Here is a 21,245-nt window from a genome sequence, read left to right on the forward strand (position 1 = left end):
TCAGACCCTAAGCGGGTCTAAAGTAAGGACTCAATATGTTCTGTCATCGTTTCTGGCGATTCCTTCGGCTCAACCCGAGCCACTACATTACCGCTACGATCTATAAGGAACTTTGTGAAATTCCAGCTAATATCGCTGCTGTCTCCAGTACCCGGCTGCTGCTCTTTTAAATAATTGAAAAGAGGGCTCGCTTCCGGTCCATTCACATCCACTTTAGCAAAGACGGGAAAGGTAACACCATAATTAATCTGGCAGAATTCTTCTGCCTCTTCACTTGTACCCGGCTCTTGACCCGCAAATTGATTGCAGGGGAATCCTAATACTACAAGTCCCTGATCCCTATACTGCTCATATAGCTTCTGGAGATCCCCATACTGCGGTGTAAGTCCGCATTTGCTAGCCGTATTGGCAATCAACAGCACCTTACCTTCATACTCCGTAAATGACACTTCTTTACCCGAAGGTGTAACGCCGGAAAAATTGTAGATCGACATCCTTATTCCCCTTCCTTCCATGTACTTAGACTACACTACGTATCTTACCCGAACTTTAATAGAATGCAACTTATCGTCACTTTCTGTAATTACTAAGAAAAAGCAGCCCTATGTATTTCTTAGGACTGCTCTCTATAACTCTGTTATTTGGATACGGGTACAACATCATAATATTCTTCCAACGTAATCCCTTTTTCCGCTATATAAGTAGCTATATCCTTACCTACATAACGGATATGCCAAGGCTCATATTTATAGCCTGTAATGTCCTGCTTACCTTCTGGAAAACGGATGATATAACCATATTCCGCTGCATGCTGCGCTAGCCACTCCGCTTCCTTCGTTCCACCGAAACAGCTCTCCGCAGCACATTTTCCGTCACTTCCTGAGACATCGATAGCAAGCCCTGTCTGATGCTCACTATAGCCAGGCACGGCACTGTAAGTACGGGCCAGTTCCTCTCCATCTTTCTCAACATAACGATTGAACAGTCTCGTTTGGGTCTCCTTAGAGCGGTAGGCCGAAACGCCAGCCAAGTAAATCCCGTCTTCCTCTGCGCCTGCGAACAGTTTTTCTAATGCTTCGGCAGCTTCCTTACGCATCATACGCTTCTCGATTTTCTCTTTAAACGTAAACCGCACATCCGGATAGACAAGATCAGAGGGTTTATAGTTATCAGGCAGTCCATACTGCTTATTCACCATCACAGCTATGCTATCAGGCTCTTTAAAAGAATCATCCGTGTTATTTCCCTTGCCGCCATTATCCGATTCGGATGGATCAGAGGGATCTGCTGAATTAGATGGATTAGCTACCACGGGTTCCGTTATGCCCCCTTCGGCGCTATTGCCGTCTTCACCAGGCTTAGCTTGAAGATTATCTTGTACATTTATATTTGACCCGCTATTGGTCGACGCAGAAGGTGAAGTTGTCGTATACTTCCCGATTCCCCAACCCACTGCAATAACGACAATTAACAAGCTCACTAATTTCAATTTTTTAGACATCTGCAAGTTCTTCCTCCTCGAAGTCGAAACACTCTATTTATCTATTAGACAAGCTTTCCATTAAAAATGTTACACTAAGATTCTTTTTTAGACAAATATCGCACGAATCTGCCCACAAAATAAAGTTACCATAGGTAATTAGCTTGTCCGCTAACTTTCCTATGGTAACAAGTTTTAGTTATGAAATTCCACTCACATTATCTGGATGTGCCTCTGCCGCCGCTTTTAAAGCCGCCGGAGCTGCCTCGTCCACCGCGTGAGGAACCTGCGTTTCCGCTGTTGCGCCCGCCTTTACCAGCGCCACCTTTGGCACCGCTGTAGCCGCCTTTGCTGCCTTTACCGCCTTTACCGCCGCCTCTAGACGGGCCTGCACCGTAGCCGCTGCCTAAGCCGCCTCGTGGTGTGCCGCCAGCGTAGGCACCGCCGTCTGCGCCTCTGGCTACGTTCTCGCTGTAGCCTGTGCTTGGTCCGCCCTTACGGTTCGCACCGCGCGAACCGGCGCTAGGCGCTGCTGCGTTACCGCTAGCTGGCGCATCGCCTCTGGTGGCGAAGGCGCCGTAGCCGCCGCCTACTCTCACTACGCCGGCAGCCTTGCCGCCGCCCTTAGGTGCGGCAGCATCATAGCCGCTGCCTCCGCGCTTGCCAGCCGCCGCATCGGAACGACCGCCGCGGCGACCTTCTGCAGGCGCACCCCAGCCGCCTGCTTCCTTACCGCGGCCGCGGCCACCTTGCCGCGCTCCGCCTTCGCCGCGCGGAGCACCGCCGCGGCCAGAGCCGCCGGTCTTCGGTCCGCGGCCCGTGCGCGCTGCCTCAGCGCCGCCGCTTTGGCGACCGCCGTGGCGTCCGCCGCCTTGTACTGCAACGAATTCGCCAACGCCGAATTCATCCTTGTCGTAACGGCGACGATCCAGGCGCTGCGAAATGCCGTGCTCGATCATGTCTAGTCCATCTTGCTCACGCGGAGAAGTGAACGTAATCGCAAGCCCTTTACCTCCGGCACGGCCTGTCCGGCCGATCCGGTGGATATAGCTGTCCACATCAAGTGGCATATCATAGTTAAAGATATGCGTGATACCTTCGACATCCAGCCCCCGAGCCGCTACATCTGTGGCTACAAGAAGCTGCAGCTTCGCATCACGGAATCTCTTCATTACACCTTCACGTTTACCTTGAGACAAATCGCCGTGCAGTTCATCACAATCATAACCGGCTGCTTGAAGTGCTTCGTTCAGCTTGGACACCCGACGTTTGGTCCGGCAGAAAATAATAGCCAAGTAAGGACGATCTCGTTCAATCAAAGCTATTAGTGCCTCTTCTTTATTGCGATCCGAGACTTCCACGACTTGCTGTTTGATATTATCCAGCGGAATCGGAGAACCACTCTTAATAATGATATCCAGAGGCTCTTTCATGTAATTAGCTGCGAGGCGTTTAATCGGATCTGGCATCGTCGCAGAGAACAGCATCGTTTGACGACGATAAGGAACAGCCGTAATAATGGTCTCTACATCCTCCAAGAATCCCATATGCAGCATTTGATCCGCTTCGTCCAGAACGAGCATCTTAACACCACTAAGATCGAGCGTCTCGCGGCGCATATGATCTAGCAGTCTACCCGGTGTACCGATAATAAGATGTCTTCCGCCTTCCAGCTTACGCAGCTGCTTCTCAACATCCTGACCACCGTAAACGGCCAAGATTTTGATATCCGTATGACGTGCCAGCTTACGTGCCTCTTCTGTAATCTGCAAAGCCAACTCACGTGTTGGAGCCATAATTAGCGCCTGCGGATAAGCTCGCTCCGTGTGGATCTTGTCCATAATTGGCAGCAAGAAAGCCAATGTCTTCCCTGTACCTGTCTTAGCTCTTGCAATTACATCCAGACCCTGCACCAATGGCGGTATTGCTTCCTGTTGCACTGGCGTAGGCTTTACGATGCCTTGACCTTGAAGCAATGTACACAGTAATTCTGAAACTCCTAATTCTTTAAATCCCGGCAAATTCTCCACCTCACTATTTTCTCAGTTAAATTTGATTACATCTCTTACTTAACTTCCGTCTTCCAAAGCCCTATTCAGGCAGCCCCTATCAACTGTCCTTTTGGGGGCTTATGCTTCCGATTCAGCTATATTCAAACAAAAGCGGAAGAACCCCGTCACCGGCATTCTTCCGTCCCATGTATCCCTTGACCCGTTAAAAGAGTGCGGTCAAAGTTCGGTTTCTGGGCAGCAGCGATCCACCGGACGTTTAGACGGCACTCCATTTGCGTTCCATTCCACTTTATACAATAGAAGTAAAGTTAAGCTTAGAAAGTTATCCTTTATATTGTACTTGATAGAACGGCATTTGTGTGAAACTGCAGAATAATAATTATTCTATCCTGTAGTTGCAGGTTAGAACCTTCCCGATTTAAAAATCGCAAAGATCAACCATAAAAACATCAGAAGTGCCACCACGCCGCCAATCTCCACTGTAGGGAAATTCCATAACACTGAAGGCTGACCGCGCATCGCAGTCCCAATAATGAGTCCAACCATGATGATACTGAACGCAAGCATCACAATACTAAATGCTAAACGATTCCCGACCCGGTCCAGCTTTCGCTCCAAATGCTCGAGCTCAGGTGCCACAATCTCTACCTTTAGCTTTCCCTTAGTAATTAGAGCAGATAGCTGCTTAGCCTGCCCAGGAAGCTCCAGCAGACTTTCCGTTAAATCAGCTACGCCTCCGAGGAGCTTACGCTGCAATCGTGGACCGCTGAAGCGCTGCTTCACAAGTTCCCGTCCAAAGGGCTCTGCCATCTCTAGAATGCTAATCGTTGGATCCAAGTTGCTAATGACACCTTCAAGCGTCAGCATCGTCTTGCCGAGCATCGTTAGATCCGGGGGAAGGACTAATCGATGCTTGCGAGCGATGCCAAACAGATCGTTTAGCGCTTTACCTATGCTCATCTTACTGAACGGAACATCATAATACTCATCGCGAAGTCGATCCATATCATTATGGAGCGCCGCACGATCAGCATCCTCAGGGATGACTCCGAGACGCAGGATTGCCCGGACCATAGCGTCCGTATTCTTGCGCATCAGCGCGATGACAAGCGCAGACAGCTGTTCTTTCATTTCTTCGTTCAGTCGCCCCATCATGCCAAAATCAATCAGAGCCAGCTTCCCATCCGCCATCCGTATAACATTTCCTGGATGAGGATCCGCATGGAAAAAACCATGAATGAAGATTTGTCTTAGCATCATTTCCACGAGCTGCTGAGCGATAGCCTTAAGCTTAACTCCGTTACTCAGCAGCTCATCACGACGACTTAGCGTAATCCCTACTACATATTCCATCGTAAGTACCCGCGTTGACGTATAATCCCAATAGATATCCGGGATATACACTCCATCATAATCCATCTGTTGAGCAATTTTCTCTGCATTACGCCCTTCTTGGCTATAATCCAGCTCGCCAAGAAGCGATTTCGAGAACTCCTCTACCATACGGGATAACTGATATTGCCTTGCCCAGCCTAACTGCTTCTCAGCAAGCGTGCTTAGATCTTTGAGAATTTCCAAATCTCTGCTCATCGTTCGCAGAATGCCGGGGCGCTGAACCTTAACAGCCACGACCTGCCCGCTGTGAAGAACAGCTCTATGCACTTGACCGATCGACGCAGCCGCAAGAGGCGTATCCTCAAAGGAATTAAAGATTTCATCCATCCGTTGATCCAGCTCATGCTCCACAATCGTGCGCACGCGTTCCACAGGGAACGGGGGCACATTATCCTGTAGTTTTACCAATTCTTGAATAATAGAATCAGGCAGCAGATCTGAACGGGTACTGGCAAGTTGTCCAAGCTTTATAAAGGTTGGACCCAAATCCTCCAGTACTAGCCGAATCCGCTCCCCGAGCGTAAGACTTGTATGTGCTTCTTGCGTTACAAGACGGCGTGGAAGGGATAATAAATGATAGAGCCCCAGCTCCTCCACCATATAACCAAAACCATGGTGCATAAGCGCCATGGCAATGGACCGGTATCGTCCGGCATGTCTAATACGTACTGCCATTTAGTCCGTACGCGTTTCCGCCGATGTTCCTTCTAGATGGGAAATCCCCTCTAGCTCGGCCAATCGACGCTCCAATACAGCAATTCGGCCTTCCAGCTCGTCAATATCACTTTGTACAGGAACCTTCATTTCCTTCAACACGCGTTGTACTTGCTCTTGTACAACAGACTTGAGCATGCCTCGCTCTTCCTCGCCGCGTTCAATCAGCCGATCAACGAGGGCCTTAGACTCCGAAGGAGCAAGCTCCCCTCGCTTCACTAGTTCTTCAACAACCTTTTCTACTTTTTCCTTGCTAACAATGGTGAGGCCCACTCCTAAAGAGATCGCTTTTTTAAACAAATCACTCATAGTACTTTCCTCCCAAAGATTCCGTTTCATTACAAACGGAGTTGATGATTAAAGTATACCTCACTGTGTGCATATTTCAAAAAGCCGGGGCATCGCCTTAATTATTTACCGGAATACGGGCAGCCCAAGTAGCCGCCTGCAAGATTAATTTTCGCAATGCCGGGTGACGGAAGGATGGCTCATGGTGACCAGGCATAAGAAATACTACTCGTCCTAAGCCATAGCTGTGGCACCATGCAGCAGGCAACCATCCATCTTCTGATTCATACTGAAGTAGAATGGTCCGCTCCGTAAACGGGTCAAGTTCAAAATGATATGGCTCTTCATCCAGATGGAAGTCTTCAACGCCCTCAGTAATGTCATGCTCCAGCACCTTGAAATTCATCGGCTCGTATGCGGAGTGGCCGTTAAAGCGGCCGCCAATCAGCTGAGCCAGCTCGTTACGCTTCGTCAAGGAAGCACCTGTATGAAGAACAATCAGTCCTCCACCACCGCTCACATAGCTGAGTAGGCCAGCGGTTTGCTGAGGCGATACAGTTTCATTCCACAATTCGTTGTAGGCTATACATAAGTCATAACTTGCCAGATGCTCAATGCGCATCAACTTTTTATTCTCCGAACACTGAACGGTTAATAAATCATTTAAAATCTCACTAATTTGTTGGTCCACTCCTTGAAGTGGATGGAAACGGGGATGGGTGTAATCACCAAGTAATAGACATTTTCTTTTGTCCATGGGGATCCTCCTCCTTATTCATTGTTATTATTCATCACATGTTGCCTATATTCTAAGGAAAACTGCTGCGAATGTCCATGCAGATGGCAGGTTTACTACTCTTAAGACATCATCTTCCGGGAAAAAAAGCATCCCCACCCAGTGAACCCGGAGGGAATGCTTCTGTGTGGTAACACCAATCTTGTAAGGCTGCCGCACAAAATGGTCTAGCGATTCGCTGCCACATATTTGCCCAGCTCTACAATCATGCTCCCCATCCGTTCATGCTCGGGCATAATGATACGCTGTACGCCCTCTTCCTTAAGGGCTTCAGAGGTAATACGCCCTACAGAAACGGCAAGTACCTTATCCTCAAAAGACTTCAGCATCTCTTCCAGCTTACCCTCTTCCCGAGCAAATTGAGAGAGAAAACGAAACTGCGGCGCACTCGTAAAAGCCACGGCATCAATCTTGCCTTCTATAATCTCAATAAGCAGCTTGTCAAGCTCCCCCGGCTCTGGCGGAGTATGCCGATACGGCAGCACTTGGCGGGTATTTGCCCCTGCCTCCTGCAGCCATGCGAGCATACGAGGAGCTGGATCACCGTGCAGCTGCAGAACGACTTCCTTGCCCTGCAACTCCAGGGATTGAAGCCCACGAATCAGTCCGATCGTACTTCCGTCGTCGTCGCGAAACTCTGGCGTAAGCCCTCTTTTTTTCAAAGCATTCACTGTCTTATAACCCCGTGCAGCAATAATAGAACCAGAAAGTACTTCTAAAAAGCGATCGGCGATGTTCAGGCGTTCAGCCGTTTCGAAGAGAGCGTCCAGTCCCATGCCTGTAGTAAGGATCACCAAGTAAGGTGGATGGCTGATCCATGAATTCAATCCTTCCTCCAATGCCTCATCATCAAGAAATACAGTACCTTGGGCAGGTCGGTATAATGCCGTCCCCCCCATATTTTGGACCAGCTTGGCCATTTCTTCCGATTTACGCGGTCCCGCCAAGGCGACCGTGAACCCTTTCAGTTGCTCTGCCATGTACTATTATCTCTCCTCTCTCCGTTGCCTAATCCAACATTATTGTTTATCAGTATACTTGGAAAGGACTGCAAAAGGGAAGATAAAACCATCGTTATCCTATCTGAAATATATATTTTTGCTAGGAGGAGTGTATCTTAAAGGTACTCACAAGCTTTTGCAGTTCCTCCGCAAGACGACTAAGGTCGGTAGACGAAGACGCCATCTCTTCAACAGAAGCAAGCTGCTCTTGTGCTGCCGTTGCGATGGTCTCTGTATTCACAGCCGCCTCTTCAGAGATGCCGCGAATCTCTCCAATTGCCTTCTCCATATGATTTGACTCCACCAATAAGGTCTGTACCGCACCGCCCATCGACTCAATCTTCTCCGCGGCACTCTTGACCGCTCTACGAATACGGGAGAAAGAACGTCCAGAAGTGTCAACAGCCTCAATTCCTTCGGTTACGCGCTGCTTTGTATCCTCCATTGTATGGGTCACCAGCTTCATTTCACTATTAACGGCAATAATCTGCTCTGCAATTAGATGCGCTGATCTCTCTGATTCCTCTGCCAGCTTACGCACCTCGGCAGCAACAACGGCAAATCCACGGCCATGCTCTCCAGCTCTGGCCGCCTCAATGGAAGCATTGAGAGCTAACAGGTTGGTCTGACGGGCAATCCCTGTGATGACGCTGACAATGCCCTCAATTTGATCCGTTCTTTCATTCAGCCTGTCGATTACACTGCCAAGCTCTCCCACCGTTCTATGAATACCATTGATTTTATCCACCACGCTAATGACCGAATCATTTCCTTCTGAAGCAGAGAGCGAAGTCTTGTCCATCATCGCAGACACCTGCTCCATATATACGGAAATATGATCCACTTCGCTTGTCGTCGCCGCTGTACTCTCCATTCCCTTTCGTACACTGATCACCTGCTGTTCCGTACCTGCTGCTACCTCCTGGATCGCTATCGTCATCGACTCAATCGTTTGGGCATTCTGCTCTGCACTAGCGGTTAGTTCTTCGGCTGAAGAGGATACATTGCTCGTCATCTCCTGCACGCCGATGATCATCTCCCGCAAGCTGAGCACCATTAATTGAAAGTTCTCGGCAAGCATGCCAATTTCATCTCTGCGGAACCCCCTAATGTCTTCAGACAGATCACCTTTCGCTATCACTGCAGTTGCTTTTCTCAGCTGGAGGAGCGGCCGCAGAATAGATTGAATATTAAAATAGATCATGATCAGCGCAAGCAAAACGGAAACTATAATAACAAGAAGCGCTGTATTGCGAATTCCGCTCGTTGCCGATGTCACTTCATCTACGCTTATCGTACCTCCGATTCTCCAGCCCGTAAGCTCATTCACCGTAAACATCATCTTTTTGTGTGTACCCTTATAGACATAATCAAAAGTACCTTGATCTTCCTCAAACATTCTCTTTATAAAATCATCGGATGACTCCTGTCCAATCGCCTCTGTTGGATGAACAAGATATTTCTTGCTGTTATCAAGGATAATAATGTATCCTTCCTTGCCAACCTTAGTCGAAGTCAAATCGCCTAAGGCAGATAGATTGAGATTCAAGGTTACCACCCCGTTACCGCTCTTAAGAACCGTCGAGATCGCAATCGCCGTTTCTTGATTTACGGTTTGAAAGGCCGGGGAAATCACAACACCATTCCCGTGCTTCAGAGAATTAATGTAGGCACTCTCCTGCCTGGGATCGTAGCCTTCGGGCAGCTTGGCTTCCGAAGCGTGGATGGATCGCCCCTTGCTTGTACTAACATAAATATCTAACACATCAGGATGTAATACAGCGTATTCCTTTAATCTGTTCTTCATAGAAGCTGCTGCCCCCCCAGTTACCTCACTGTTGGTCCCTTCATCAGTGAACTCAGCGGCAAAATAAGAAACAGCATCTATTTTGGATTGAATATTCGAGTTGATGATTTCATTTACTGCTACCACACTTTCGGTAGCATTGTTCACCAGTTGATCTTCCACTTCATGGCTAGCAGATTGATAGGTTCTCCAGCCGATAATGATACTGGGCAACAGCAGAACTAATAGGTATGTAAGAATTAACTTGGCACGGATACTCATACCTGTTTTTTTGTTCATAAATGTCATCACGCTCTCTCTCTTCGAGTCTTAAAGTAGGACCTATTTACCAGACTAAATATATAATTATATATCCTACTTTGGAACCGATTTTCCTCCTATCTTTCTTCATTTTTCTCATTATTTTTATGAATTGTCATATAAACGCAACAAAAAAAATGATTATTTAAAGTAATCAATAAATCACCGTCAATCAGGTTAACAACTGTTCACCAGTTTGCTTTAAGGGGAGAGGTTTCTAAATGACTACTAAAGAAAAGATTCTATATGAAGCATTAGCGCTATTTTCGAATTGTGGATACGGCTCTGTATCTGTACGTGAAATTGCAGGGGCTGTAGGGATTCGTGAAAGTGCATTATACAAGCATTACAAAAATAAACAGGATATTTTTGATACAGTAGTTCAAGTAGCTGCTGAACGGATTCAGAAGTTGCAGAAAAAATTTATCGGAATCATATGTAGGTAATGATGTAGAAGTTAATTGGAGTGTGAGTGATCAGATACAGGAGGTATACAGTAGCATCTTTTCTTTTTATTTAAATGATGGGATTATGTCCCAATTCCGTAAAATGATGACGATTGAGCAATATAGAAATCCAGATATGAGCCAGCTCTTTATGGCATTGCACTTCTACTCACCAATCTTCCTGCTGTTGTTCCGTTATGATGGTCAGATAGAGAAGGCAGACGAAGCTTTAGAATTAGTCAAAAGTCATATTAAAATTTCCTTCCAGATTAATAGTCGAGTAAGAGAGGAGGAGTAGACGATGAAACAACGGGCAAATTCTAATTTGAAGAAATGGACAGCAATATTTATAACGATTATCGTCTATTATGTAATTCATGAAGGTGCACATCTGATTCTTGCTCTCTGCTACAATGTATTTGAAAGAATACGTATCGTCGGATTATGGGGAGTTCAAATTGTGACAACGGACGGGGAATTATTGGGATATCAGCTTGCAATATTCTCAGGGATCAGTAGTATTGTTACCGATTGTAATCGGGTATCTTCTTTACGTACTAACTCCTCAGATCCTTAAGCTTAGAACTAAAAGTTTTATCATATTGATGTATTATATAACAGCTTGTTTTCTGTTACTCGATCCTATTTACATATCCATTTTATCCTCTTTTATAGGCGGCGGTGGAGATATTAACGGGATTGTAACAGGTTTAGGGATTCCCGAAGTTCCAATTCAATGGTGTTTGGTTGCATTGCTTTGCTTAATATTTTTCTTTTTACTAGAAAAATATCCCCCCAATTTACCAAGCTATTTAGACGCTGATTTAAGAAAGGTTGATGATTACTTTTACTTTGGTAAAAACGAATCACCCACCGTGAGCAGAATTAACTAAAAGAGGCTGATTCTTAGGTCATAAACCTTTGAATCAGCCTCTTCTATCTTAGTTTACGTTCTTGTTCTTACAGTTCGGGCAGACGCCTCCGAATACCACATGAGCATGACCAATTGTATATCCTGTATCCTTCGCCACTGTGTTCATCCAGTCTCGTGGAACTTGGTTCATTACCTCATCAACCGCACCGCAAACCTCGCAAATGATATGCTGATGATCATCCATGCGAGCATCATATCTGCTGGCAGCCTCACCAAGCTTAAGCTCACGAATCATTTGTTTATCTGAAAGATAACGAAGAGAGTTATATACAGTACCGTATGCTAAGCTATGACCTTGTTCTACTAGCCGGTTCATTACTTCCGCAGCAGTGGGATGGTCATGTGAATTAAGGACGATATCGTAAACGGCTTGACGTTGGGAAGTCAAATTTAGACTTTTCATTGCTATCATCCTCTAACTTGTTTTTAGATCAAGTATAAATCGTGAGTGTAAGAACGTCAATCCCACTTTTATCCACTCATTACTTTCTAAGCTATTTGATCAATCCAGAATATTTGATGTTTACATCAGCCTCGACCTGAAAATCAAGCCCAGCATAGAGGTCCTTCCACACTTCCATTTCGGTATCATTCTTAAAATGCCTAGCTCCATAGTGAAGCCCCCATCCAAAAGGATCCAAACCGCTCGTATGAATTTTTTTTAGTAATGCTGAGATATCATCTTCCAATTCTTTCTCGCCAGCTGTCTGAATTTTTTTCAACTTGCTATGTGTCACCAAGTCCGGACTGCTACTCTCTTCGAGGATCCCTTTAATCTTAATATGGTATCGAATAGTAGCTTTCCCGCTCTCCGTATCTAGTATCTTGTAGTCCGACGATGATCTCTCTGTGTAATACTGATACATGACCCCCTCAGTATGGGCTGGCAAATTGGTCCGTAAGTTGGAGCGCGACAGCAAATTGTATAGCCGGGTTTCGTTCGGTGTAAGCACCATCTTGATTTTCTCGCTATCCAGTAGAGCAATTTTATTAATTAAGAACTCACTCTTCCCTTTGGCCTCGATAATCGGCAAAATCGGATCAATACCCTTCTCATAAATATTTCTCATCAGCTGAAAGGAATACACACTAGCAATAAAAGGAGACTCCGTTCCCTGACCACTCATCGCCAGAATAAGAGAATTCGATGGGATACGCTCCGATTCGGGTCGTACCTGCAGCACTTGAAGTGCCTCCGGACGCCCGACTGCAAAATTTACAATAAGCTGGACATCTCTGCGCCGCACGGCCCAATCCATAACATGCTGAATATCTTTACGTGCGATCCCTTCACCCAAAATAATCGATTTACAATGGGAATAATCAAGCTCCTTCTCCACTTTTGACTTCATTCTGCGGAGCGCTTCCGAAATACTTGGGGACTCTTCGGTTAATATCTGCATCTTCTCATCAATCTTGGTAACTTCTCCCTGTGGGATGGCCAGTTTCAAGCTGATCTTGAAAGTCCCTTCTTCTTTACCAGGGTCAACACCGATCGCCAGTACGAATATCCTTAAATCAATTTCTTTGAAGTCACAGCCGGCAAGGAATAGCAGTAACACAATTCCTATTGCACTAAGTGCTTTTCTCACACGCCCTGCCTCCTTACTTTACGATAACAATAAAACAGCAGTGCGATTAAGAACATCTCACCAAACCAGCGGACTTGTAGAAACCAAGCGCCCATTAAGTTGAGCTGATATTGATCCATCCATATTAAGGAGAGGACCACTCCGCTAAACAAGCACAGGATGAGCCACTCTTTCCACTGCTCTGCCTTCTGAGATTTTTTTTTCGTAGATGAAATAGCACCTTTGAATAATCCTAACCCTACATGCCAATGAACAATTACACTCACCAGAGATAAAGTCATATAGGCAAAATAAAAAATAAACAACATCCGTTCAATGATAAAGGATTCTATCCGGATACTGTCTGCCGTCGAGAACCACGTATATACATGTCTCTCAATCGCAACAGTACCGAAATAACCGATAGGGACCAAAAAGGTTACGAGAAGTACGAGAAGTCCTTCCACCCCTAAAATCCAGACATGCTTTAGCTTTAACCCATGAAATACCCGATTAAAGATGGCTAGATTAATATAACCACTAAAAGAAAAGGTAGCTGCCGAAAGACTCATCAGATCCGGCTTATGCCAGATGTATGTAGTGATCTGCAGAACTGAATCCCAATTGAAATCTGGATTGGTCAGCGCCTTTACAATGCCATAGATAATTAACGGTAATGTAACGACAAGAATGATCTCAAGACCATACAAAAGTGATAGTGAATCAAAGCGACAGCAGATGCAGACTAATATCAGAAAGCCGATCACGACAGTATATGGGCTTGAATTCGGACTGACATATCTAAGCGTAATATCTACAAAGGAGAGCAAGGTAACCCCCCCAGCCACACACCATAAACCCGCAAAAAAGACAAGTAAGGGTTTGACTAGCAGCTTAGGAAGAAGAGGGTTAAATATTTCCGGAAACCCCTTACCAGGAAATTTAGCAATCAATACAGTAAATATATAGACAAACAAAGTGCCAAGGACCGTTGCAATTAGTATGGAGAACAAAGCACCGTCAAAGCGTCTGTCTATTAGTTCCCTAGGAACAAAATTAATGATGTTGATCAGGCTGTTCATCAGAAAAAGACAGTAGAAATAACGGCTTTTGGCCATCAATGTTCCCCGCCCTTCTTCTTACCAAGGTTATCAAGAAAAAACAATCTGAAATAAGGTTGTCCAAAGCTGCGCTGATTGCATAAATACATCGCGAATCCCACAACACAGACCACTACACCAACCATTCCTAGAACAGCGGCAGCTATAAGAAAAATGTACTTCAGCACGCGTATCGACAAGCTCATCATATTCAGAGGAATCAGAAAATTGGATATCGCAACGGCAGAGACCAATATAATCATAATATTACCTACAAGCCCTGCCGCCGTAGCTGCCTGACCTAAGATTAGACCTCCGACCGTCGTGGCCGTAGGACCAATCGCTTTGGGCAGCCGTAAACTCGCCTCGGTCAGAAATTCCATCATCATAAGCATTAAGAGCACTTCCACAAAAGATGGATAAGGCACGGTCGCACGACTACCCGAAATGAGTAGTGCAACCTGTACACGAATAATCTCTGGGTTATAAGAGGTAAGTGTTACATAGATCGCAGGCAGCCATAACGTCATGCACACACCGATAATTCGGAGTAGCTTTAAGAAACGGCCCACAATAGGAAATTGGATCTTATCATCCATAGATGTAAAGAAATCGTTAAATATGGAGGGCAGCACTATCGCATATCCCGTTGTATCCAGGAGTATCGCTACCTTTCCTTCAGACAAATTAAACACAACTCTATCAGGTCTTTCAGTAATAATAGACTTAGGGAGTATTCTCAATTTATCACTGCTTATAAACTTCTCAAGTTCTCCCGTAGCCTGTAAAATATCAACCTTTAGGGTATTCATCTTCTCCCTTAATTCCGCTAATACATTATGATCAACACGACTGATGTCGTACAGGATGGCCACTTTTGTTTTGGAGACGTCACCGATGGCCATGGTTTCCATTTTGAGATTAGTGGATTGATAGCGCCGACGAATCATGTTCAGATTAACCGCAATATCCTCCGTTAGTGCATCTGAAGGTCCCTGTGAAATGCTTTCTGCAGACGTTTCACTAACACCGCTGCTCTCTGTACTCATCGCGTCGAAAAGACAAATCACATCATTTATACCAAGAAGAACATAGCCGCTTAGCAAAAGCTCGATCGCTGTTTCCTTCGTAGTCTCCTCTTCCGTCCCCGGATACGTCGTAATGTAATCAAGGTAAGCGTTAGTATCCCCCATCTCATAGAACGGCGTAATCACATGGCGACTGAGCGTCTGCGAATCTGTAACGCTTTTAATATAAATTAAGTTGATCTGCCCAAAAGGTGCAACGAGCGTTCTATCAATTAAATCAGCAAATCCGTCCAACTCACCCTTGATCCATTCCAGAGAAACATTGTGCTTATCCTGTTGAACTGACATGGATCATCCCTCCTATTTATCCTGCGCTTCCCGGATGCCACCTTATTTTGGCACTATTTCTCTGAATTCATGCACTGTACATATGAATACAGAGTTTCTTTTAACGGGACTGTGGTAATAAATGAAATGAGGATTGTACAGATGGAGGGATACTAAGATGGATTCACACCGTAAAATAACGCAAGGTCTCCCGCAATTTCCAGAATCATTATGGAGAGACACTACCGATTTGCCGGCTTTTCCAAAGCTGACTGAAGATATTTCTACAGATGTCGCAGTGGTAGGCGGCGGGATTACAGGAATTACAACAGCCTATCTCTTAAGCAAAGCAGGGTATAAAGTCACGCTCTTGGAGGCAGGGGAAATCCTCAGTGGCACTACGGGTTTTACAAGCGCCAAAATCTCCGCTCAGCACGGATTAATCTATCATCATTTGATCAAGCATTTCGGGGAAGAGAAGGCCCGCCTCTATTATCGATCTAACCATGAGGCTATGAACTGGATCTTACAAACGGCGGAAGAACTTGAAGTGTCTTGCGGTCTGAAACGCGAAGCAGCTTATTTATACGCAGATGCTGAAGATCATAAAACGCTTAAAGAACTGAAGGATGAGTATAAAGCCTATGAGCAGTTGGGTCTGCCTGGTGAATGGCTGGATAACGTTTCTATCCCCCTAATAGCCAGTGGTGCGATTAAATTACCAGGACAAGCCCGCTTTCATCCCCTCCAATATTTGAAAGCCTTGTTAAAGGTTATAGTGGAAAAAGGCGGCGTGATCTATGAGCATACAATGATGGCGGACAAGGTGGAGAAGAACGATAAGCTTACGCTTTTTACGGAAAAGAACGACTATCGGATCAACTGCCGTTACGCCGTGTCGGCTTCTCATTTCCCCTTCTACGATGGAGGTGCGTTATATTTCTCGCGACTACATGCTGAGCGTTCCTACTGTCTGGCGATCCAACCTGAAACGGATTATGAGGGCGGAATGTACTTAAGCGCTAGCGAACCCACCCGTTCTCTGCGCGCTGTGGAGTGGGAAGGGCGAAATCTAGTTATCGTCGGAGGCGAGAATCATAAGACAGGCCAAGGCATCTGCACGATAGGTCATTATGAGAATCTGGAATTGTTCGCAGGCCACTTGCTGGGCATCAAGTCGATCCCTTACCGCTGGTCGGCACAGGATTTAATCACGCTGGACAGAGTCCCATACATCGGCAAGATTTCGGACAATGAAGAGATTTATATCGCGACCGGATTCGGAAAATGGGGTATGACAAGCGGTACCTTGTCCGCTCAAATCATCTCGGATCAGATTCAGCGCAAAGATAATCCATATACGGAGTTATACGATCCATCCCGCTTCAAAGCTGGCGCCAGCATAAAGAGCTTCATCGTCCAAAATGCTAATGTGGCCAAGGAGCTAGTAGCGGGTAAAGTTGAAATTGTCCATAAAAAGACAAGCGATTTGAAGGCAGACGAAGGGGCTGTTGTCTTCCACGACGGCAAACGAGTCGGCGCCTACAAAGATCCAGAGGGGAAACTTCATCTGGTGGACAGAACCTGCACTCACATGGGCTGTGAATGCGAATGGAACGACGGTGACCGTTCTTGGGATTGCCCTTGCCACGGTTCCCGCTTCTCCTTCGATGGAGAAGTTTTAGAGGGACCTGCATCGGTTCCGCTGACGAAGCTCTACGAATAAATTCACTTCGTTCGCGAAAAAAATGCTATGTTCACGGAAAATCTGTACATTCACGAAAAAACTGCATCTTTTTACATGAAAGTTTTCAATTTGTTTTCTTGGAGCGATTGTAAATGCCCTATAGCATTCAGGTATAATAGGACATGAATGAAGCATTAGCTTCAAAAATGTTTAAGGGAGCGTGACGTTAGAGATGGATTTGAGAGGAAAGAGTGTTGTGATTACTGGTGCAGGCAAAGGAATCGGTAAAGCCTTAGCCATGGCACTAGCTAAGGAAGGTGCTAACTTGGGCCTGATCTCCAGAACTTCAGGCGATCTCGAAGCGTTAAAATCAGCACTAACGGAAGTATACGACGTTAAAGTTAGTATTGCCGTTGCGGATATCGCTGTACGCGAAGAAGCTGAACGAGCGGTTGCTTACCTGCAAAATGAGCTAGGAACATTTGACGCATTAATCAATAATGCCGGAATTGCGAAATTCGGTACTTTGGTAGAAATGGACCCTGCCGATTGGGAAAGTCATATCCAAGTCAATCTTTACGGCACCTATTATGTAACTCGCGCTGCACTGCCAGCTATGATTGAGAAAAATGGCGGGAATATCATCAACATCTCGTCTACAGCCGGAGAGCGCGGCTTCGCGACTGGCTCAGCTTACTGCGCATCCAAGTTTGCACTGATGGGCATGACCGAAGCCCTCGCGCAAGAGGTCCGTAAGCACAACATCCGCGTCGTAGCTTTGACTCCAAGTACTGTTAACACTGGACTAGCTTCCAACGCTGGACTTAAAATCGGTGACGAAGATCGCATGATGCAGCCTGAGGATGTAGCTGAATTGGCGTTAACAGCCTTGAAGCTGCCGGATCGTGTCTTCCTAAAAACAGCAGGACTATGGACCACTAACCCGCAATAAAAAGGACTGGCTGGTTCTGCACCAGACTCTGATTGCGGCTTTTTGCAGGAGAATGCTCATGGGTGAGGAGCAGTAGACCGGATTGGGTGTCCCTGTGCCAGTCAATCCCTTTGGTCTGCTCTTCTCCATACTCTGATTGCACTTTGTGCGATAGAATGCCTCTGGGAGCGGCTGAAATACGGTTTGATTGCACTTTGTACATTCAAACTGGAGAATCCCCCCCTTTAGGCGATTTAACCACAGTTCTATTGTACAGAATGCGATAGAATGCCTAATGCAGACTGTTTTCAGGCTGTTCTGTTGCACATTCTGCAATCAAAATCAATTTCTGGGGCAAGAGATGGTTACTTTAGCGCCAGATTGGGCAACCGGATTTTAGAGGTACTTATTTATTCGTTGGTTCTAATAATAATGTCGTGTGCTTATAGTTACGCTGGGCGCTTCGGCTCTGGACACTACTTGGCGTTCGAATAACAATAGTTGCACTATGTACATCTATTCAGCGTAATTAGAGGAACCGTTACACTTTAATTGCACTCTGTGCAACTAAAAGCAAATAATTCTCGACCATTCCCCAGATTTATCTTATTTAGTTGCATAGAATACACTTATCGCTTCATTTCTAACGAACCAGAACTTTTTAAGTGTATAAAGTGCAATTAAATATTCAATTTAATGTTTATATATGGATATCACACTACTGAACGGAGGTTTATCTAATATGCTGGTAGTAACAAATACCATTAAGGTTAAAGAAGGTCATGGTGAAGCCATTGCTCAACGGTTCGGAGGAAATAACGGAGTACAAGATATGCCAGGTTTCGTACGCATGGAGGTTTGGCAAGGAAGTGCCAAAGAAGGTGTTGAGGAGCTAAAGATCTGCACCATGTGGGAGAACGAGGAAGCATTTAAAGGCTGGACCTCAAGCGACTCCTTCCGTCAATCACACCGTGGTGCTGGTGGCAACGAAGCCATTCTTGGTGCTTCGATCGACAAATATAAGCTGATGATCAGCCGAACACCCGGCACCAGCAATTAAGTGATGTAGGCCGAATCGTACAATGAATATAAGTTCGACTGCCACGACAATACAAACAGGGATGCCCTGAGCCAATATGGCTTTGAGGCATCCCTGTTTGTTTTTACAGTGTGTTGCTTATTGCTCACTACCACGAGGCAGAGCTTCCTCCACCTCTTGATGTTTCCCCGGCCAGAATGCCCACCGACCAAACAGCGTCGTAATCGCAGGCACAAGGAACGGACGAACTACGAAGGTATCAAGCAGAATACCTAGAGCGGTAATGATACCAAATTGCACAAGCACCTGAATCGGTAAGCTAGCTAATACAGCAAAAGTACCTGCCAGAATGAGACCCGCCGAGGTAATTACCGAGCTAGTCTCATTTACACCTTCTGCGATCGCCTGCTTAAGCGGCATGGTTTTACGCTTTTTCCAAATATTCGAGATCATAAAGATGTTGTAATCTTCTCCAAGTGCCACCAGGAATACAAAGGAATAGAGCGGGATCGCTCCCTGAATGGCATCTGCCCCCATCGCATAGTGAATAATAATCCAGCCTAAGCCAAGTGCAGAGAAGAAAGAGAGAATGACCGTTCCAACCAGATAAATGGTTGCCACTATCGAACGCAGATATATCAATAACAGCAAGGTGATCAGCCCGATGACCACAGGGATAATCAGATCCGTATCACGATCTCCGATTTTTTTGGTATCATATTGAGTTGCTGTCTGACCGCTTACCCACACATGATCCGCAGGGTTCTCAACCCCTACATCAATCAGCGCTTGCTCTGCCGTTGCTAGAAGGGCCGGAATATGCCCCATCGCTTCAAGTGAATAAGGATTGTTCTTAAATTCGAGATCAAAACCCAGAATATCCTTGTTCACAGCACCTGGCTGAGGGTCGGAAACCATGTCCACATAGGTGAGCCCTCCGAGAATGACTTTGAGATCCTCTCCACTCGCTTGCCCCTTAGTATCAATAATCAGCTTAGCAGGAGCTAGTTCTCCCGGGGAAAACTGCTTACCGATGAGATCAAACCCTTCGCGGGACTCCATATTTTTAGGAAAAGAAGAAAGGATATCATACGTGAATTTGATTCCACTAGAGAACGAAGCCAGAATCCCTAGTCCGATAACGGTCACGCCTACGATAGCCCAAGGCCGGGAAACTACAAATCCGCCAATCCCTTTTTTGCGGGAGACTTTTTGTTCTGGAGCAGGTTTGCCTTTAGCCTTGGCCCGTTCAACCTCCATTTGCGGAGTACGCGGAATGAATGGGAAGAACGAGGTCCGCCCGAAGATTGCCAACAGTGCAGGTACAAGCGTTAAGCTGGCAATCCCCATAATGAAAATCGACACGCTAAATGGGATTGCAAAACGATGGTAAGCTCCGTACTTGGCCAGTAATAGTGCGAACAGCGCAAGCACAACGGTGAAGCCACTCATAGCGATAGCCCCTGAAGCATCGGTAATGGAACGAAGCAGGGCACGACTTTTACTTTGCTCTATCTTCAGAAGCTGACGGAATCGCGAGATCAGGAATAAACAATAATCCGTACCCGCACCGAACAACAGAACCGTCATGATGGAAACTGCCTGCGAATCTACGGTGATCCAGCCTTCTTGCGCCATTTTTCCAAGAATCGGGCTCGTTACACCATAAGCGAATCCAACAGCAACAAGCGGGATAAGTGCCAATATAGGCGAACGATAGATCACCAATAAGAACACTAATACAAGCATAACCGTAGCAATTAACAAGGAAACGTCAGCATTTTTGAATAAGCCTGAAGCATCTATAGAGATGCCCACAGGACCCGTAACACGTAAACTCAGATCGGTTCCATCCACCTTAGCAGCGGACGGATCTCCACCCGTTTCAGTGCTTATGATCTTCTTCATTTCTGTCACAGCTTCACCGAGCTGATCACTATCTGCCGTTTTATCAAAAAGCACCGGGGTTACTAGTGTACTAAGATCCTCAGATAATGAGGCTTGCAGTGCCTGCGGAGGCAGCTTCCCTAGAGGGGGAACAAAGTTCTGATGGGGTAACGGTTGCTGCTCCAGCTTGTTGTATACAGCAGTGATATGTACTAAATCGTCTTGCGAAAGCCCACCTTCTCTATGCCATACGAGCAATGCAGGTACTCCGCTTCCACTTGGAAATTCTTGTTCTGCAATTGCTGTTGCCTGTACTGATTGTGCATCATCTGGGAGATTGGGCGCATTATTAGCCACTTGAGAATTCACTGCAGGCCATAATAGGGTAAGTGCACCTACTAGCACTATCCATACGAGAAGAGTAATCCATTTCGTCTTTTTTCCTGCCACCCATTTACCGTAGCCTGACATTCCCTTCATCCTCTCTTTTATCGTGCAGCCT

Annotated in this window: 21 protein-coding genes; 7 read left to right on the plus strand and 14 right to left on the minus strand. The window is 46.0% G+C overall.

All coding sequences use genetic code 11. From position 1 onward, the window contains the following. Positions 1 to 17: 17 nt before the first annotated feature. The 8 genes from NST74_RS27875 to NST74_RS27910 all read right to left on the minus strand — a co-directional run bounded on the left by NST74_RS27875 (position 18) and on the right by NST74_RS27910 (position 9,772). Positions 18 to 494, minus strand: a complete 477-nt coding sequence (locus NST74_RS27875) for a glutathione peroxidase (protein WP_042131412.1) — start codon at positions 492 to 494, stop codon at positions 18 to 20. 143 nt (positions 495 to 637) lie between these two features. Further along, a complete protein-coding gene (locus NST74_RS27880; protein WP_341115504.1) occupies positions 638 to 1,501 on the minus strand; it encodes a M15 family metallopeptidase in 864 nt (287 codons plus the stop codon). Positions 1,502 to 1,698: 197 nt separating this feature from the next. Beyond that, positions 1,699 to 3,501, minus strand: a complete 1,803-nt coding sequence (locus tag NST74_RS27885; RefSeq protein ID WP_341115505.1) for a DEAD/DEAH box helicase — start codon at positions 3,499 to 3,501, stop codon at positions 1,699 to 1,701. 393 nt (positions 3,502 to 3,894) lie between these two features. Continuing rightward, positions 3,895 to 5,562 carry an ABC1 kinase family protein gene (locus tag NST74_RS27890; protein WP_341115507.1) on the minus strand — a complete coding sequence of 556 codons (1,668 nt, stop codon included), beginning with the start codon at positions 5,560 to 5,562 and terminating at the stop codon, positions 3,895 to 3,897. Beyond that, on the minus strand, positions 5,563 to 5,910 hold the full coding sequence (locus NST74_RS27895) for a phasin family protein (protein ID WP_042131416.1): 348 nt from the start codon (positions 5,908 to 5,910) through the stop codon (positions 5,563 to 5,565). A gap of 97 nt (positions 5,911 to 6,007) precedes the next feature. Continuing rightward, positions 6,008 to 6,646, minus strand: coding sequence for a ThuA domain-containing protein (locus NST74_RS27900; RefSeq protein ID WP_341115508.1), 639 nt, complete (start codon positions 6,644 to 6,646; stop codon positions 6,008 to 6,010). A 206-nt stretch (positions 6,647 to 6,852) separates the two neighbouring features. After that, a complete protein-coding gene (locus NST74_RS27905) occupies positions 6,853 to 7,665 on the minus strand; it encodes a uroporphyrinogen-III synthase (protein WP_341115509.1) in 813 nt (270 codons plus the stop codon). Between the two features lie 121 nt (positions 7,666 to 7,786). Then, positions 7,787 to 9,772, minus strand: coding sequence for a methyl-accepting chemotaxis protein (locus NST74_RS27910; protein ID WP_341115510.1), 1,986 nt, complete (start codon positions 9,770 to 9,772; stop codon positions 7,787 to 7,789). Between the two features lie 242 nt (positions 9,773 to 10,014). Between NST74_RS27910 and NST74_RS27915 the strand changes: the two genes are divergently transcribed. From NST74_RS27915 to NST74_RS27930, 4 genes are read left to right on the plus strand one after another with little or no spacing between them, the layout of a single operon-like run. After that, positions 10,015 to 10,239 carry a TetR/AcrR family transcriptional regulator gene (locus tag NST74_RS27915; protein ID WP_341115511.1) on the plus strand — a complete coding sequence of 75 codons (225 nt, stop codon included), beginning with the start codon at positions 10,015 to 10,017 and terminating at the stop codon, positions 10,237 to 10,239. A gap of 22 nt (positions 10,240 to 10,261) precedes the next feature. Continuing rightward, the gene (locus NST74_RS27920; protein ID WP_341115513.1) at positions 10,262 to 10,537 is read left to right on the plus strand and encodes a hypothetical protein; all 276 of its coding nucleotides are present in this window, start codon (positions 10,262 to 10,264) and stop codon (positions 10,535 to 10,537) included. 3 nt (positions 10,538 to 10,540) lie between these two features. Next, a complete protein-coding gene (locus tag NST74_RS27925) occupies positions 10,541 to 10,816 on the plus strand; it encodes a hypothetical protein (protein ID WP_341115514.1) in 276 nt (91 codons plus the stop codon). Positions 10,817 to 10,844: 28 nt separating this feature from the next. Beyond that, positions 10,845 to 11,132, plus strand: coding sequence for a hypothetical protein (locus NST74_RS27930; RefSeq protein ID WP_341115515.1), 288 nt, complete (start codon positions 10,845 to 10,847; stop codon positions 11,130 to 11,132). A 48-nt stretch (positions 11,133 to 11,180) separates the two neighbouring features. Here the strand turns inward: NST74_RS27930 and NST74_RS27935 are convergent, their stop codons facing one another. The 4 genes from NST74_RS27935 to NST74_RS27950 form a co-directional block, all read right to left on the minus strand. Then, the gene (locus NST74_RS27935; protein WP_042131422.1) at positions 11,181 to 11,576 is read right to left on the minus strand and encodes a Fur family transcriptional regulator; all 396 of its coding nucleotides are present in this window, start codon (positions 11,574 to 11,576) and stop codon (positions 11,181 to 11,183) included. A 91-nt stretch (positions 11,577 to 11,667) separates the two neighbouring features. Beyond that, entirely contained in the window at positions 11,668 to 12,765 is a 1,098-nt protein-coding gene (locus tag NST74_RS27940) for a Ger(x)C family spore germination protein (RefSeq protein WP_341115516.1), read from the minus strand. After that, on the minus strand, positions 12,762 to 13,862 hold the full coding sequence (locus NST74_RS27945; protein ID WP_341115517.1) for a GerAB/ArcD/ProY family transporter: 1,101 nt from the start codon (positions 13,860 to 13,862) through the stop codon (positions 12,762 to 12,764). Before NST74_RS27945 ends, NST74_RS27940 begins: the two co-directional genes overlap by 4 nt. Further along, positions 13,862 to 15,220: a spore germination protein gene (locus NST74_RS27950; protein WP_341115518.1), complete on the minus strand. Its 1,359-nt coding sequence runs from the start codon at positions 15,218 to 15,220 to the stop codon at positions 13,862 to 13,864. Before NST74_RS27950 ends, NST74_RS27945 begins: the two co-directional genes overlap by 1 nt. 157 nt (positions 15,221 to 15,377) lie before the next feature. Between NST74_RS27950 and NST74_RS27955 the strand changes: the two genes are divergently transcribed. After that, the gene (locus tag NST74_RS27955) at positions 15,378 to 16,925 is read left to right on the plus strand and encodes an FAD-dependent oxidoreductase (RefSeq protein WP_341115519.1); all 1,548 of its coding nucleotides are present in this window, start codon (positions 15,378 to 15,380) and stop codon (positions 16,923 to 16,925) included. A 193-nt stretch (positions 16,926 to 17,118) separates the two neighbouring features. Next, on the plus strand, positions 17,119 to 17,838 hold the full coding sequence (locus NST74_RS27960; protein ID WP_042131427.1) for a 3-ketoacyl-ACP reductase: 720 nt from the start codon (positions 17,119 to 17,121) through the stop codon (positions 17,836 to 17,838). On the opposite strand, the gene NST74_RS27965 is transcribed toward NST74_RS27960, so the two are convergent. Further along, positions 17,825 to 18,031, minus strand: coding sequence for a hypothetical protein (locus tag NST74_RS27965; RefSeq protein ID WP_341115520.1), 207 nt, complete (start codon positions 18,029 to 18,031; stop codon positions 17,825 to 17,827). The two genes, NST74_RS27960 and NST74_RS27965, sit on opposite strands and share 14 nt — an antisense overlap. Before the next feature lie 528 nt (positions 18,032 to 18,559). Between NST74_RS27965 and NST74_RS27970 the strand changes: the two genes are divergently transcribed. Further along, positions 18,560 to 18,877 carry an antibiotic biosynthesis monooxygenase gene (locus NST74_RS27970; protein WP_042131428.1) on the plus strand — a complete coding sequence of 106 codons (318 nt, stop codon included), beginning with the start codon at positions 18,560 to 18,562 and terminating at the stop codon, positions 18,875 to 18,877. Between the two features lie 117 nt (positions 18,878 to 18,994). Here the strand turns inward: NST74_RS27970 and NST74_RS27975 are convergent, their stop codons facing one another. Next, positions 18,995 to 21,223: an MMPL family transporter gene (locus tag NST74_RS27975; protein WP_341115521.1), complete on the minus strand. Its 2,229-nt coding sequence runs from the start codon at positions 21,221 to 21,223 to the stop codon at positions 18,995 to 18,997. Positions 21,224 to 21,245: the final 22 nt, after the last annotated feature.

Source organism: Paenibacillus sp. FSL F4-0125 (genome assembly GCF_038008565.1).
Lineage (GTDB): Bacteria > Bacillota > Bacilli > Paenibacillales > Paenibacillaceae > Paenibacillus_AQ.